Below are 15,184 nucleotides of genomic sequence, written 5' to 3' on the forward strand. Positions count from 1 at the left end.
TACGGGACTATCGCAGCGCCTCGCGCACCCGCGACCAGGGGAAATTGCCCCTGGATCCTGGGAACTCCCCGCCCGGATCGATCTTCTGCTTGTAGCGGCGACCGCCGCAGGCAAAGTCGCGGGAATCGAGTTCGCCATGGCCCTTGATCCGATCCGGGGCCAGCCCGTGGGCTTGGGTGAGACGTTCGAGCAGCGCCAGCAAGGCCTGAATCTGCGCCTCGGGGAAGGGGTCGCGGCCGTCGCCGTCATTGACCAGTTCGATCCCGATCGAGTTTGGATTGTGCCCCCTGGCGTGATGGGCGATCCGGGACTCGGGGACGCCGGCCAGCGTCCGGCCGTCGCGCCCGATCAGGTAGTGGTAGCCGATGTTCGGATTGGCAGCGAAATATCGGACATTGGATTCCAGCGACCCGCCCGGTGCGTGCCAGAGTTTGCCGTTCCTGCAGCCGGGTCCGCCGGTCGCATGGATCACGATCAGATCGATCCGTCGCGCCTCCGCGGCCGCCCAGGGCGACGGCGCGAGCCAGGCCAGCATGATCAACGCCATGGCTATCTGGTACCCGCGATTTCGATCACGCATGACCTGGTTCCTCCGCGCCCTGGCTGAATCGTCTCAGCGACGATGACGCTTCGATGCCTGTGTCAGACCCAGATTGGCTTGATGCACGAAGTGCTTGAAAGCCTCGTAACAGGTCGGATCCAGAGGTCTCTGGCTGAGTCCGCGATCCCCCAGGAAGATCCCGATGCGCTGCTGATTGACGATGATGGGGGCGACCATGAAGGGAGCCATCCCGATCAGCCCCGTCAATCCCTCGGGAACCAACCCAGGGTTGTCCTCGCGCTCTCGCAGCGTCACCAGATAGGGACGTCCGCTGTCCAGGGTCTGGAACAGGATGTCCGAACCCATGGCGGGACGTCTGAAGAAGAACCGCTGGGGCAGCGCCTCCTCATCGACTCCAAGCCCGCATTTGGCCTTGATGACCTGCTTGTCCGGCGTGGTCAGGGCGAACACCACCCGGTCCATCCCCAGTCCGCGATAGAGTCCCTCCAGGACCAGTTCCATGATGACATTGAAGTCGCATTGGTCGCTTTCGATGATCGAGGCGAGTTCGCGCAGGATCCTCGACTGGAGCTTGGGGTCGGGCCTCGGATAGGCGTCGGCCGGTGGCGAGGCGACGTCCTCCGGGGGCGGCTCCATGGCCGCCGCCTCGGCCGGCGTTCCCCGTGGGTTCGAGGGTTGCGGAATCAGGGCCGCCGCGACGGTCGCGCCGCAATCGCAGGCCATCATGGCGGCGGCCTGTGCCCTCTCGTGAATCAATGCCTTGGCCTCGGTCTCCGAGAGGTCGGTCAGCTTGGCGGCCTTTTGGATTAGGGCCTCCATGGCCTCCGAGCGCCAGCCCTGCTCCTCGGCGCAACGCGCGATCCGCTGTCCCAGCATGACGCTCTGGATTCGCGGATCCTGGCGCGCCGGGTAGTCGATCGCCTCCTGCAAGAGCGTGGTCAGGTGCCATTCGTGGATCAGTCGCCGGCTCAGACGACTCAGTCGAAAGCCAAGCACGCGCTCCTGGGCCTCCTCCGGCGTCATGCCCGGCTGCTGGAGGAGTTGCTCGATGCGGTCGCACTGCTCGTTGCCGAAGCACCAGAAGGCCAGTTCGCCGACCCGGTAGAGCAGGGTAGCGATGAAGACCTCCTCGGGCGATTTGTCGCCGTGCGCGTTCGCCAGCGCTCGGGCCTGGGTCGCCGCGTGCAGCGCGCGCGCCAGCTCGCGTTCGAGACGCTCCTTGGCCACGCCTTCGACCAGGTTGTCGACCAGCGCCAGGGTCAGACACATGTCGCGCACCGAGTCGAACCCGAGCAGGATCACCGCCCTGGTAACGGTGCTGATCGGGGTGGAGGAGGGGTTGTAGAAGATCGAGTTGGCCAGCCTGAGCATCCGGGTGGTCATGGACGCATCCTGAAGGATGACGCCAGCCAGTGCCGAGACCGGCGCGCGATCGTCCTCCGCGATGGCGATGATGCGATGCACCGTCTGATCGAAGATCGGCATCTTCTGGCAGCGGATCGTTTCGAGCCACTCGTCCAGATGGCTCTTTGGGAACCCGTCCGCGCTCAAGGGTTTCGGACCTTGATCGGGACCGCGATCATTGGCAAGGGGGGGTGCGATGTCCATATTGGGCAATCCTATCCGTTGATGCCGTTCGAGACGACAGGAATCATCGATGAGTCGTGAATTAATGAGTCGTGATGCGACGAGTCATTTCGTCCAGACCGAGACCGACGAGGCATCTCCGGCAAATCCTATTCACGCCAGGCACCGGCTCCGATTGGCCGTCCGCGGCCTTCGCGCCGGCGGCGTGCTGGCCTATCCGACCGAGGCGGTCTATGGGTTGGGATGCGATCCCTGGAACCGGGAGGCCGTCGCGCGACTGCTCGCCATCAAGCAGAGGTCCGTGGATAAGGGGCTGATCCTGATCGCGGCGGATCCCGATCAGTTGTGGCCCTTCGTCGAGAGGCTTTCGTCCGAGCGCATGGAGCCCATCCTCGCCAGTTGGCCGGGGCCCAACACCTGGCTGCTCCCCGCCCGCTCAACGACTCCCCGCTGGTTGACCGGCCGTTTCGACACACTCGCGGTGCGGGTCACCGCGCATCCGCTCGCCGCCGGGCTCTGTCGCCTCCATGGCGGCGCCATCGTGTCGACCAGCGCCAATCGCGCCGAGCAGGCCCCGGCGCGTACCTGTCTGGAGGTCCAACTCGCCTTGCGCGGTCAGCCAGACCATATCCTTGCCGGATACTGTGGTGGAGCGGACCGTCCGTCACGAATCCGCGACGGACGGACCGGCCGAGTCTTGCGGGCTTGATCCTCGCGACGTCTGGGTGAGTCTTGGTGGGCCGCCGTAGTTCGGCGGCCCGACAGACCGATCAGGCCGCGAGCTTTCTCAGCACGTAGGGCAGGATGCCGCCGTTGCGGTAGTAGTCGATCTCGTTGGGGGTATCGATCCGCACCCGCGCCTGGAAGCTCTTGATCGAGCCGTCGCCCGCCGTGGCCCGCACCTCGACCTGCTTGGCCTCGGCGTTGTTCAGCCCGAGGATGTCGAAGGTTTCCGTGCCGGTCAGCCCCAACGATTGGGCATTGTCGCCCTTGAGGAACTCCAGCGGCAGGATGCCCATGCCGACCAGGTTGGAGCGGTGGATACGCTCGTAGCTCTCGGCGATGACGGCGCGCACGCCGAGCAGGCGCGGTCCCTTGGCCGCCCAGTCACGCGAGGAGCCGGAGCCGTATTCCTTGCCGGCGATGACGATCACCGGCGCGCCTTCGTTCTCGTAGCGCATGGCCGCGTCGTAGATCGACATCGCCTCGCCGTCCGGCTGGTGCAGGGTGACGCCGCCTTCGGTACCGGGGGCCATGAGGTTGCGCAGCCGGATGTTGGCGAAGGTGCCGCGCATCATCACCTCGTGATTGCCGCGCCGCGAACCCAGGCTGTTGAAGTCCGCCGGTGCGACGCCCTTTTCGATCAGATATTTGCCGGCCGGCGAATTGGGCTTGATGGAGCCGGCGGGCGAGATGTGATCGGTGGTGATGGAATCGCCGAGCACAGCCAGACAGCGCGCGCCCTTGATGTCCTCGACCGGCGCGACCGCCAGCGACATGCCGGTGAAGTAGGGCGGATTCTGGATATAGGTGGAGTCCGCCGGCCAGTCGTAGGTCTGGGTGCTGGGTGCGTCGAGCGACTGCCAGCGGGCATCGCCGGCGTAGACATCGGCGTAGGCGCTGGTGAACTCCTCGGGGGTGACGTTCTCGACGATGGCGCGGTTCACCTCGTCCTGGGTCGGCCAGATGTCCTTGAGATAGATCGGCTTGCCGGCGGCGTCGGTGGTGAGCGGATCCTTGTAGGGATCGATGTCGATGCGTCCGGCGATGGCGTAGGCGACGACCAGCGGCGGGCTGGCCAGATAGTTCATGCGCACCTCGGCGTGAACGCGACCCTCGAAATTGCGATTGCCCGAGAGGATGGAGACCGCGCACAGATCATGGTCGGCGATCGCCTTGGAGACCGGCGCGGGTAGCGGGCCGGTGTTGCCGATACAGACGGTGCAGCCATAGCCGACGTTGTGGAAACCGAGCGCCTTGAGCGGCTCGGTGAGTCCGGCGCGATCCAGATAGCGGGTGACCGCCATCGAGCCTGGCCCCAGGGATGTCTTGACCCAGGGCGCGGCCTTGAGCCCGAGCGCGGCGGCCTTTTGGGCGACCAGACCGGCGGCGAGCATGACGCTGGGGTTGGAGGTATTGGTGCAGGAGGTGATGGCCGCGACCACGATGGAGCCGTCGGAGATCTCGACCTCCTGGCCATTGATGACCGCCCTGGCCGGTCCCTGGCTCGGGATATTGCGCTCCTGCTTGAGCGCGGCCAGCGCCTTGGGGAAGTGGCTCGCCATCTCGGTCAGCGGCACGCGATCCTGCGGACGCTTGGGACCGGCCAGCGAGGGCACGACCTCGCTCAGATCCAGCGCCAGGGTCTCGGAATAATCCGCCTCGGGCGCGTCGGCGGTGTGCCAGACGCCCTGGGCCTTGGCGTAAGCCTCGACCAGTGCGATCTGGGCCTCGTCGCGGCCGGTCAGACGCAAATAGTCCAGCGTCACCTGGTCGATCGGGAAGAGACCGCAGGTCGCACCGTACTCTGGCCCCATGTTGGCGATGGTGGTGCGCTCGCCCATCGGCAGGGTGCTGATCGCTGGACCGAAGAACTCGACGAACTTACCGACGACGCCATGCTTGCGCAGCCGGTCGACGATGGTCAGCACCAGATCGGTCGCGGTCACGCCTTCCTTCAGCGTCCCGGTCAGCTTGAAGCCGACGACCTTGGGGACCAGCATGGAAACCGGCTGGCCCAGCATGGACGCCTCGGCCTCGATCCCGCCCACGCCCCAGCCGAGCACGCCGATGCCATTGACCATGGTGGTGTGCGAGTCGGTGCCGACACAGGTGTCGAAATAGGCTTGCGTCACGCCATTCACGGTATTCGGGAAGACGACGCGAGAGAGAAATTCGATGTTGACCTGATGGACGATGCCGGTATCGGGCGGGACCACCTTGAAGCCGTCGAGCGCGTTCTGGCCCCATTTGAGGAAGTTGTAACGCTCCCGGTTGCGCTGGAACTCAAGTTCGGCGTTCAGCGCGAAGGCGCTGTCCGAGCCGAAGTGATCGACCTGCACCGAGTGATCGATGACCAGTTCGGCCGGCTGGAGCGGGTTGATCTTGCGCGGATCCCCGCCGAGCGCCGCCATGGCGTCGCGCATCGCCGCCAGATCCACCACCGCCGGCACGCCGGTGAAGTCCTGCATCAGCACCCGCGCCGGGCGGTACTGGATCTCCTTGTCCGGCTCGGCCTGGGGATTCCAGGCGCTGAAATACTCGATGTCCTCGCGCGTGACGGTCACGCCGTCCTCGTTGCGCAGCAGGTTCTCCAGCAGGATCTTGATCGAGAAGGGCAGGCGGGCGCTGCCGGGCGCGGCGTCGAGCTTGAAGATCTCGTAATCCTTTCCGGCGGCGTGCAGGGTGGTCTTGGCGTTGAAGCTGTTGGGCATCGAGGACTCCGGGGCGTGGCTGCGTGATACGGGACGGCCGGAAATTCTAGTCCTCGGGTCGGGAATACGCCATATGCTGCACTGCAATGAGCGCGACCAACAGTGATGTACCGGCCATCCTTCGTGGATACCGTCTTTCCTGTCAAACCGCTGGAGCATGGCTGGTGAGCCGCGCCAGATCGGCCTTCAACGGGGATGCCCATTAAGGTGATCAACGCCTCCGCGTTCGGGCTTGACCGCTTCGATGTTGGCCGAGATCACGAAGTCCTCGATCGCGGTCCCCGGCGCCCAGTCGCGGATGAAGTCGCGGCTCGCGTCCTTCGGGGTGATGCGGATCGCGACGAATCCGGCCGCCTTCAGCATGGCATCGAGTTCCGCGACCTTGACCGCGCCGGCCATGCAGCCGGTGTAGAGTGCCAGATCGTCCCGGATGTGCTCGGGCAGCTCCGCCGAGGCGACCACGTCCGAGATCGCCAGCCGTCCTCCGGGTTTCAGCACCCGAAAGGCTTCGGCGAAGACTTGTGGCTTGTCCGGCGAGAGGTTGATGACGCAATTGGACAGGATGACGTCGACCGTCGCGTCGGCCACCGGCAGGTGCTCGATCTCCCCGAGCCGGAATTCGGTGTTGCGGTAACCACCCTGCTCGGCGTTGGCGCGCGCCTTGGAGAGCATCGCCGGGGTCATGTCCACCCCGATCACCCGACCCCTTTCGCCGACCTGGCGCGCGGCGAGGATGGCGTCGAAGCCCGCCCCGCTGCCCAGGTCGAGCACGGTTTCGCCGGGTCGCAGCGCCGCGATCGCCTGGGGGTTGCCGCAGCCCAATCCCAGATTCGCGCCATCGGGGACGGCCAGCACCTCGGCCGCGCTGTAGCCGAGCGATTGGGAGAGGCTGTCCAGGCTGACGGTGGGCGCACCGCAACAGCCCCCGCCGTCGTTGCAGCCCGTCGGCGTGCCCACGGCGACCTGGCCATAGTGCTCGCGCACGGCCTGGCGGATGGTGTCGTTGTTCAGCTCGTTCATGGCGATGTCCTCGTGCGTGGCGGCGAGGCCCACGGAAAGCCGGCTGAAACTGTCATGAGGTTTCTGGCCCGCGTGGCACGACCAGGCCGAAAAAGTGTGAATGTTCCCGGAAACCGCCTTATCGCGCCGCCGCGAACCAACCCTCGACCTTCTTGCGATCCGGCACCCCGCCCGAATGCACCACCTCGCCGTCGATCACCACCCCCGGCGTGGCCATGATCCGATAGCTCATGATGTCCTGGATCAGATCGACCTTCTCCAGTTCGATCGGCACACCCTGGGCGCGGGCGACCTCCTCGACCAGGCTCAGCGTGGTCTGGCAGTTGCGGCAGCCGGTGCCGAGGATCTTGACGTTTTTCATAGCGATTGACTCCGTTAGAGAACGAGATTGAAGACATAGCCCACCAGCAGGATGCCGGTGGCGACCACACCGATGAAGGTCGCGATCAGCGGCCACTTGAGCACCTTGCGCAGGATCAGCATCTCCGGCGCCGACAGCGCGATGACGCTCATCATGAAGGCAAGCGTGGTGCCGAGCGCCGCGCCCTTGCCGATCAGCGCCTCGACGATGGGGATGATGCCGGCCGCATTGGTGTACATCGGCACCCCCAACACCACCGCAGCCGGGACCGCCCACCAGACATCGCGGCCCATGAAGGCGGCCATGAAGTCCTGCGGCACATAGCCGTGGATGGCCGCCCCCAACGCGATGCCGATCAGCACATAGGGCCAGACCCGCCCGACGATCTCGCGCACATGTTTGAGCCCGGCCTGGAGACGCTCCGGCCAGCTTAGATCCTCGCCAGGCGCGGCCGTCGCCTCGCCCATGTGAATCGCCCGCACCCAATCCTCCAGATGCCGTTCCATCTTCAACTCGCCGATGATCAGCCCGGCGACGATGGCCACCAGCAGCCCCATCCCCAGATAGAGCAGCGCCACCTTCCAGCCGAACAGCCCCAACAGCAGCGCCAGCGCCACCTCGTTGACCATGGGCGCGGCGATCAGGAAGGAGAAGGTGATGCCGAGCGGCACCCCGGCCGAGAGAAAGCCGATGAACAGCGGCACCGCCGAGCAGGAGCAGAAGGGCGTGACGATGCCGAGCGAGGCCGCCATGGCATTGCCCACCCCGAGTCGCCGCCCGGCCAGCAGGGCGCGGGTGCGCTCCGGGGCGAAGAAGGTCTGGATCACACCCATCACGAAGACGATGCCGGTGAGCAGGAGCAGCACCTTGGGCGTGTCGTAGAGAAAAAAGTGCACCGTCTCCCCGAGATGGGTCGCGCGGGTCAGCCCCAGCGCGCCGATCGCCAGATCGGCGATCTCGGTGAGATGGGCATAGGTCAGTACCCAGAGGGCGGCGGCGATGGGCAGGCCCGCCAGCCAGGGGGCGAGGCGCTGGAGTTCGTTGGTGGTCGTTGCTTGATTCACTTGGTAGGCCATGGGATCGCCGCGAACCGCGCCGTCCGGGAATCGGCGGCGGCCCGCGGGCGATGAAGGTCGGATCTGATCAGTCGCTTTTGAACCCGGCCGCGCGGTGACTGCCGTCGCAGAAGGGCTTGTTCCTGGAGGCCCCGCATCGACAGAGCGCCGCGCCAACCCCTTTCCAGGCCACACGCCCGGAGGCGGCGAGGATGGCCAGGTTGCCCTCGACCTTGAGCGGACCGTCGCGCATCGCCCGAACGGTCAGTGGACCGCCGGTCGCGGCGAGCCCCGGCCCCGGCTCGCCAACCGCCCCGGCATCCTCGAAGCGTGCCTCGAAGTGGCTGTTGTCGCAGAAGGGCTTGTTATTCGAAGCCCCGCACCGACAGAGCGCGGCGCGATGACGCAGACCCGGCATATCCTCCGGCGCGCCCTCGATCTGGAGATCCCCGGTCAGGTAATAGGGGCCGTTATAGGCGACCATCAGCCGGTTATCGGGCGGCGCGGACTCGGGGAGGCCGTCCTTGTCCCGATAGCTGAGCGCGCCGCTCGGACAGCGCTCCACCACCTCGCGGACCTCGGCCTTCGACACCAGGTCCGGAACGCACCAGGGCTTGCGCCCGCCCACGAAGAGATCGCCCTCGGCCTTGCCGCATTCGCCGACATGGATGCAGAGCCGGGCATCCCAGCTCACGTCGATCTCCTTGCCCTCGAATCTGGTGATGGGTTCGTCTGTCATTTCAGTTCCCTCGCATCTGTGATCGTTTGCCGTCACGGCCCTGGAACCGCGCGTCCCGGTACGCAAGCATGGGGTTCGACCCGACGCGGACAAGGGTTGAACTTTCAAAAAACCGACCAATCCCATCGGTTGTAGGTTCGGCCAGTCGTATTGGCGTTTCAGTGCGGTCGGAGCCGGGATCGGGAGGATCGAACCAGACGCGCCGGGATCGGGCGTCATTCAAGGCTCGGGTCCGCGTGTTCGCCTCGCTCACTTTCAGACTTCCGGAGTCCGCGCCATGAAAACCCAAGCCGTCCACCCCGATGAGTCGTTCGACGCCCCGTCCCCAAGCGTGCGCCACGTCGACATTGGCGAGCCGCTCGACTGGCTCGCCAGCGGCGCACGCACCTTCGCGCACGCGCCGGTCCACAGCCTGCTCTACGGCGCACTCTTCACCGCCGCCTGCTGGCTCGCGCTGTGGCTCGTCTGGTCGCTGCCCTGGTTCACCATCGCCTTCATCACCGGCCTGCTGCTCTTGGGTCCATTCCTCGCGGCCGGGCTCTATGTCGCGGCCCGACAACAGGAAATGGGACGGTCGGTCGGCATCCGCGATAGCCTCGAACTACTCTGGGAGCGGCGCACCAACCTGAGCCTCTTCGTCCTCTTTCTCGGACTGGTCGCCGCCGCCTGGGTGCGCTTCTCCTCGCTGCTCTTCGCCTTCCAGTTCGACGCCTTCTCGCCCAGCATCGACAGCTACCGCAATTTCATGATCGGACAGTTCGACCCGATCGCCACCGGTTTCTTCCTCGGGATCGGCCTGCTGCTCGCCGGCGTGGTCTTCGTGACCAGTTCGGTGGCCATTCCACTGATCCTGGATCGCGACGCCGGCCCCATCACCGGCATTCAGACCAGCGCGCGCGCCTTCTCCGAGAACTGGCCCGCCATGCTCCTCTGGGCCGCGCTGATCGTCGTGATGACCGGGATCGGAATCCTCACGGCCTTCGTCGGCATGATCGCCATCTTCCCCTGGCTCGGCTACGCCACCTGGCACAGCTATCGAAGCCTGGTCGCTCGGGACGCCGGCGATGAGTCGGCGGGCGCCTCTCGGTAAGCCCGCTCCGCGCTCGCCCATCCATGTCGAGAGGCCGCGGATGTTTCAGGAGGTCTCGGGCGCGGCGCGCTCGGTGCGGCTGATGGCGGATTATCTCGAACGCCATCCGGAGGGCGTGCGACCAAGAGTGATGCGCACCGGTCATCGCCCGTAGGATGGGCAGAGCGCAGCGATGCCCATCCTGTACGCTCCGAGGCTCAAGATACAAGGACGGGCCGAGCGCCGCGAGGCCCATCGAACCGCGCCGATGTCATCCGGAAAAATCCTGAAGGATCCTGAAGACACAGGGGGCTTGAACGATGGGCATCGCTTTCGATCGGCCCATCCCCAGCTCGAGCCATTGTGCCCGAGACGGAGATTCTTCCTGTCCTTCGCGCCTTCGCGCTTCAACGCCTCAGAGCGATACGCCAAACTGCATCCCGATGACGGTGGCGTCGGAAATGTCGCCAGTCCCGCCGGGCTGGATGACGTATTGGATATCCGGCTGGGCGTAGGCGTATTTGGTGATCTGGATACGGTAGCCTAATTCGAACATCCATTCGTAATCCGGTCGGCCATGGCCTAGGGCTTCCTGTTCGTCGGCATAGTCGTCGCTCAGTTGGCCGTAGGTGGTTCCGAATATGAGCCGGTCCTGGGCACGGCCGTCGATGGGACCGACGTATTGAGCGCCGAGGCTGGTCTGGAAGGGAACCAGGGCGGGTTCCTGTTGGTTGGTGTAGGCGAGGGTGCCGAAGAGATACAGCCCCTGATCCGAACCCTCGCGCTCCTGGGTGACCTGCTGATCGATCTGGGCGTAGTAGCGGATGAAGCTGTCCGTGGTGTCGTCCGAGTTGAAGTTGGGCATCTCGAAGGACACGTTGTTCAGACCGACCGCGAAGTGGCCGGGCCTGGTCCCCGCCCGCCAGTCCCATTCGAGTTGGGCCATGACCGAGACGCCGTCCTCGTCGCGGAAGGTGAAGTCGGTTCCGTGCAGGTCGGGATCCCACATCCGCTCGGTGAGCTGATAGACGCCGATCCTGGCGCGGAAATCGTCGCTCGGCGCGTACTTGTAGCGCGCGCCCCAGACCGCGAAGGGGTAGGAGGTCATGACGCCGTCGAAGAGCACGGCGCGGATCTGACCGTCGATGCTGTTGGAGAGGTAGTAGCCGTAGAAGGGCGAACCGGCGAAGTCGTCGGTGGCGGTGATGCGGCCGAATTTGAGGGCGTGCTGGCCCGCGTCCCAGCGTTTTTCCAGGCTGAGGTTGTAGAGAAACCAGGTCTGGCCGCCGACCAGTTGCATGACGCTGTAGATGCCGCCGACGTCGTCGTCGATGCTCGCGCCGTGGCGGTCGATGCCGCTCAGATTGAAGGTCCAGCCGTCGGCGCCGAGGATCTTGCCGAGATCGAAGGTCATTCCCGCGAAGAGATCGCCCGCGTAGGCGCTGCCGGAATCGAGGCCGCCGCTGACGTTGCTGGAGACGATGGCGTTGTAATAGGCGAAGAAGTCATAGCCCTGCTCCTTGAGCTGGGTGCGCGAGCCGCCCCAGTCGCCGGTCAGTCGGTCGTCGAAGCCCGCGGCGCCCGCCAGGGCGATCGGCAGCAGGGTGGCGGTCAGGGCGGTGAGTCCTCGCGTGGCATGGCTCATGAGTGATCCTCGGTTTTTCTTGTTGTCGTGAAAGGAGCGCGCGCGTCGCCCCCGGCATTAAGTGACGCTGAACGGATTTCAGCGCCTCTTCGTAACCCGACTCAACATGACTGATCTTAGACAGTCCTGTTCAACGCGCTACCGCTCGGCTCCGTCGCCTGGGCGTCGCGAGGCTCGCGCCTCACCAAAACCATCCGATGGGTATACATTTAGACTGTCATCATCGTTGGAACGCAGGGGGCGTCATGTCTTTCTGGAAATCCCTTCGCTGGCTCGCGGCGGGGCTGATTCTATACGTGTCGCAGGCCGCGGGCGAATCGTCGGCGCCGGTCTTGATCGGCCTGGACGCCGAGTTCGGTCACCGCACCAGCACCTCGGCCCAGGCGGTCCGGCAGGGCATGGAGATCGCCATCGCCGAGATCAACGCGGCCGGCGGCGTGCTGGGTGGTCGTCCGCTGGAGTTGGTCATCCGGGACAACCGCTCCATCACGGCGCGCGGCGTCGACAATCTGCGCGAGCTGGCGGCCATGCCGGATCTGGTCGCCGTCTTCGGGGGCAAGTTCAGTCCCATCTATGTGGAATGCCTGCCCGTGGCGCATGCGTTGGGCATTCCGCTCATGGATCCCTGGGGTTCCGCCGACGGTATCACCGACCATGGCTATCGTCCGAGCTACAGCTTTCGTCTGTCGCTCAAGGATTCCTGGGCCGCTCCGGTCATGTTGCGATTCGCCCGCAAGGCTTATGGCGCCACCCGGATCGGTGTCCTGCTGCCCAATACCTCCTGGGGGCGCAGCAACCAGGACGCCATCACGCAAGCGGTGGACGGAGCCGGCGTCACCCTGGTCGGCGAGCACTGGTATAACTGGGGCGATCAATCCTTGCTCGCGCCTTATCGGGATCTTCTGCGGCGAGGCGCCCAAGCCATTCTGCTGGTGGCCAACGAGGCCGAGGGTTCGCTGCTGGTGAAGGAGATCGCGAGCCTGCCGCCGGAAGAGCGGCGGCCCATCGTCAGCCATTGGGGCGTGACGGGCGGCGATTTCGTTCAGCTCACGGGCGCCGCCCTGCGTGACCTCAAGTTCGCGGTGGTGCAGACCTACAGTTTCATCGGTCGAACGGATCCCATCGCCCGGCGCGTACTCCAGGCGCTGCGCGAGCGCTATGGAGTGACAGGGCCGGAATCGCTCCAGAGCCCGGTCGGTGTCGCCCATGCCTATGATCTGACCCATGTGCTGGCGCGGGCCATCGATCTGGCGGGCGGCACCGATCGCGCGCTCATCCGCGACGCCTTGGAGCGGCTGGGGCCCTATCAGGGATTGGTCCGATATTACGAGTCGCCCTTCGCGCCCGGCCGCCACGACGCCCTGTTCCCCGAGGATGTCTTCATGGCCTTCTACCGCGAGGACGGCCAACTGATTCCATCCGTCGATGAATCGCGCTAGCAGGGGCCTGGCGCGGCGCTGGCCGAGACGGGGATCCGCCACGCATCGGCTCAAGCGGCGTGTGCAATTGGCGGCGTTCGGCGTGGCCATGCTCGTGGCCGTCGCCATCGGCATCCTTGAGTTGATGATCGCGCTCCATGATCTGCCGCGCGCCGCGCGTGAGTCGAACGGGGCGACCGCCCGCGTGTTCGCCTCCCATCTGAGCGCCTCGCTCAACAACCGTGTCGATGAGATCCAGCAGTTGGCGACCAGTTCGCTGGTCTGGACGGCACTCTCGGATTCACGCGATCGCGATGCCTATCTCAATCCCTTTCTGCGTGAGCGCAACCAGGCCCTGTCGAACAGCCGCCTGGCGCTCCTGGACTATCGCGGACGTTACATCGCCGGTGACGAGGCGCTGATGACCGAAGGCAACGACTCGGTCGGGCGCTTGGTCGACCAGGTGTTGAGTTCCGGCGCGCCGTCCTCGCGGATGATCGACGACTCGCCCGGACGCCTCTGGATCGGCCTCCCCATCGATTACCCCTACACCGAGGACATCATTGGCGTGCTGTTGGGCGCTATCGACCTGGCGGCCATGCTGGAGAATGAACTGGCCGTCGATACGCGCGAGCGGGGCGTCATCCTGCGCGGTGGCGAGACCGCCTGGCGGTTGCGCGGTGAGTCGGCCGGGGGTGTTCATGCCGCCGTGTCGCGCTGGATCCAGCATCCGGCGATGGCCAGGCTCTATGACCTGGAGCTGACCGTCTATTCGACCGAGAGCCCCTGGCTGGGTGGCATCCTCACGCGCGGTTTTCTGATGGTTCTGGTCTCGCTCGCGCTCGCGCTGGTCGTCTGGTGGATCGCCGGGGTGGCCGCCAGCGCGGTGAGCCGGCGCCTGGAACGACTCGCCGCGGCGATCCTCGAGAGTCCCAATCGCGCCCCCGAGGATATTCCCGCCGATGACGGGGACGACGAGATCTCGGTCCTGGCCGACGCCTTGCGCTCGGCACTGGCGGCGCATCGGACGATGAAGGAACAGCTCGAGCGGCTGGCCTATTTCGACGGACTCACCGGCCTGATGAACCGCACGCTCTTCGACGATCGGCTCGGGCAGGCCCTGGGGCGCGCCCAGCGCACGCGTTCCCAGGTGGCCCTGATGTTCATCGATCTCAATCGATTCAAGGCCGTGAACGATACCCTCGGGCACGAAGCGGGGGACGCCCTGCTGCGCGAGGTCGCCCGGCGCATTAGCGAGCGGGTCCGGGGCTCGGATGCCGTGTCGCGGCGCAGCGGCGACGAATTCACCCTCTTGATCGAAACCTGTTCAAATCAAAAGGGCGTGGTTCAACTCGCCGAGGATCTGATTGTCCGACTGTCGCAACCCTATTCGCTCGCGGGCGGGGATCGGACCAGCATCGGGGCCAGTATCGGTATCGCCTTCTATCCGTCCGACGCCCAGACCGCCGGCGAACTCTTGAGTCGGGCGGATACCGCCATGTACGCGGCGAAGGAGCGAGGCATGGATGGCTACTGTCTCTACTCGCCGGATCTCGGGCGGGCGATCCGCTCGCGGCTCGCGCTGGAGGCGCGGCTTACCCAGGCGGTGAGAGAGGAGGGCATGGAGATCCTCTTCCAACCCCAGGTGAACCTGACGGACGGCCGCCTGCTCGGGGTCGAGGCGTTCTGTCGCTGGTGGGATCCGGAGCTTGGCGAGGTGCCACCGCGGATCTTCATTCCGATCGCGGAAGAGACCGGAGCCATCCGTCCGCTCGGTCTCTGGTTGTTGCGCCACGCCTGTCGGGAGGTCGCCGGCTGGAGCGACCTGGGGAGCGATTTCTTCCTCTCGATCAACGTCTCGGCCAAACAGTTGACGGCGGAATTTCCGCTCGTCGTGCGCGAAATCCTAGAGGCGACCGGATGGCCGGCCCAGCGGCTGGAGCTTGAGCTGACCGAGGACTCGCTGACGCATGCCCCGCCCGAGGCCGAGTCGGTGCTCGAGGCGCTGTCCGCAACCGGCGTGCTGGTGGTCATGGACGATTTCGGTGCCGGGTACTCCTCCCTGTCCTATCTCAAGCGCTTCCGGTTCGGTAAGTTGAAGATCGACCGGAGCATGATCCAGAACCTCGCCACCAGCGAGGACGACAACCTCATGGTCTCGACCTTCATCAACCTCTCCCATCAGCTCGGGCTGCGGGTCATCGCCGAGGGCGTCGAGACCGAGGCGCAGCGCGACCGCCTGCTGCGATATGGCTGCGACATGGCTCAGGGATTTCTCTACGGATCGCCCGGCA

At 65.6% G+C, this 15,184-nt stretch carries 11 protein-coding genes and 1 pseudogene; 4 read left to right on the forward strand and 8 right to left on the reverse strand.

All coding sequences use genetic code 11. The annotated features are described in order from the left end of the window. Window positions 1–7 precede the first annotated feature (7 nt). Window positions 8–580 (reverse strand): N-acetylmuramoyl-L-alanine amidase, encoded by a 573-nt coding sequence (locus tag CKO27_RS11400; RefSeq protein ID WP_276570154.1) that lies wholly within the window; start codon window positions 578–580, stop codon window positions 8–10. 33 nt (window positions 581–613) lie between these two features. Beyond that, window positions 614–2,170: an HDOD domain-containing protein gene (locus tag CKO27_RS11405; protein ID WP_200375016.1), complete on the reverse strand. Its 1,557-nt coding sequence runs from the start codon at window positions 2,168–2,170 to the stop codon at window positions 614–616. 49 nt (window positions 2,171–2,219) lie between these two features. Here CKO27_RS11405 and tsaC point away from each other — a divergent pair, with 49 nt between their 5' ends. Continuing rightward, window positions 2,220–2,858, forward strand: a complete 639-nt coding sequence (gene tsaC, locus CKO27_RS11410; RefSeq protein ID WP_242470861.1) for an L-threonylcarbamoyladenylate synthase type 1 TsaC — start codon at window positions 2,220–2,222, stop codon at window positions 2,856–2,858. A 61-nt stretch (window positions 2,859–2,919) separates the two neighbouring features. On the opposite strand, the gene acnA is transcribed toward tsaC, so the two are convergent. From acnA to CKO27_RS11435, 5 genes are all read right to left on the reverse strand, one after another. Then, on the reverse strand, window positions 2,920–5,583 hold the full coding sequence (gene acnA, locus CKO27_RS11415) for an aconitate hydratase AcnA (protein ID WP_200375017.1): 2,664 nt from the start codon (window positions 5,581–5,583) through the stop codon (window positions 2,920–2,922). A 186-nt stretch (window positions 5,584–5,769) separates the two neighbouring features. After that, window positions 5,770–6,603 (reverse strand): arsenite methyltransferase, encoded by an 834-nt coding sequence (locus CKO27_RS11420; protein ID WP_200375018.1) that lies wholly within the window; start codon window positions 6,601–6,603, stop codon window positions 5,770–5,772. Window positions 6,604–6,721: 118 nt separating this feature from the next. Next, complete coding sequence (locus CKO27_RS11425) at window positions 6,722–6,964, reverse strand: thioredoxin family protein (protein ID WP_200375019.1); 243 nt, start codon at window positions 6,962–6,964, stop codon at window positions 6,722–6,724. A gap of 14 nt (window positions 6,965–6,978) precedes the next feature. After that, complete coding sequence (locus CKO27_RS11430; RefSeq protein ID WP_207280746.1) at window positions 6,979–8,040, reverse strand: permease; 1,062 nt, start codon at window positions 8,038–8,040, stop codon at window positions 6,979–6,981. A 67-nt stretch (window positions 8,041–8,107) separates the two neighbouring features. Next, window positions 8,108–8,758: a CDGSH iron-sulfur domain-containing protein gene (locus CKO27_RS11435; RefSeq protein ID WP_200375020.1), complete on the reverse strand. Its 651-nt coding sequence runs from the start codon at window positions 8,756–8,758 to the stop codon at window positions 8,108–8,110. A gap of 277 nt (window positions 8,759–9,035) precedes the next feature. Here CKO27_RS11435 and CKO27_RS11440 point away from each other — a divergent pair, with 277 nt between their 5' ends. Beyond that, entirely contained in the window at window positions 9,036–9,848 is an 813-nt protein-coding gene (locus CKO27_RS11440) for a DUF2189 domain-containing protein (protein WP_200375021.1), read from the forward strand. A 394-nt stretch (window positions 9,849–10,242) separates the two neighbouring features. Here the strand turns inward: CKO27_RS11440 and CKO27_RS11445 are convergent, their stop codons facing one another. Continuing rightward, a complete protein-coding gene (locus CKO27_RS11445) occupies window positions 10,243–11,472 on the reverse strand; it encodes a carbohydrate porin (protein ID WP_200375022.1) in 1,230 nt (409 codons plus the stop codon). A gap of 245 nt (window positions 11,473–11,717) precedes the next feature. Here CKO27_RS11445 and CKO27_RS11450 point away from each other — a divergent pair, with 245 nt between their 5' ends. Then, window positions 11,718–12,911 carry an ABC transporter substrate-binding protein gene (locus CKO27_RS11450; RefSeq protein ID WP_200375023.1) on the forward strand — a complete coding sequence of 398 codons (1,194 nt, stop codon included), beginning with the start codon at window positions 11,718–11,720 and terminating at the stop codon, window positions 12,909–12,911. A 1,009-nt stretch (window positions 12,912–13,920) separates the two neighbouring features. Continuing rightward, a pseudogene (locus CKO27_RS24540) lies at window positions 13,921–15,168 on the forward strand (putative bifunctional diguanylate cyclase/phosphodiesterase); the annotation flags it as partial. Between the last annotated feature and the right edge of the window lie 16 nt (window positions 15,169–15,184).

Source organism: Thiocystis violacea (genome assembly GCF_016583575.1).
Classification (GTDB): Bacteria; Pseudomonadota; Gammaproteobacteria; order Chromatiales; family Chromatiaceae; genus Thiocystis; species Thiocystis violacea.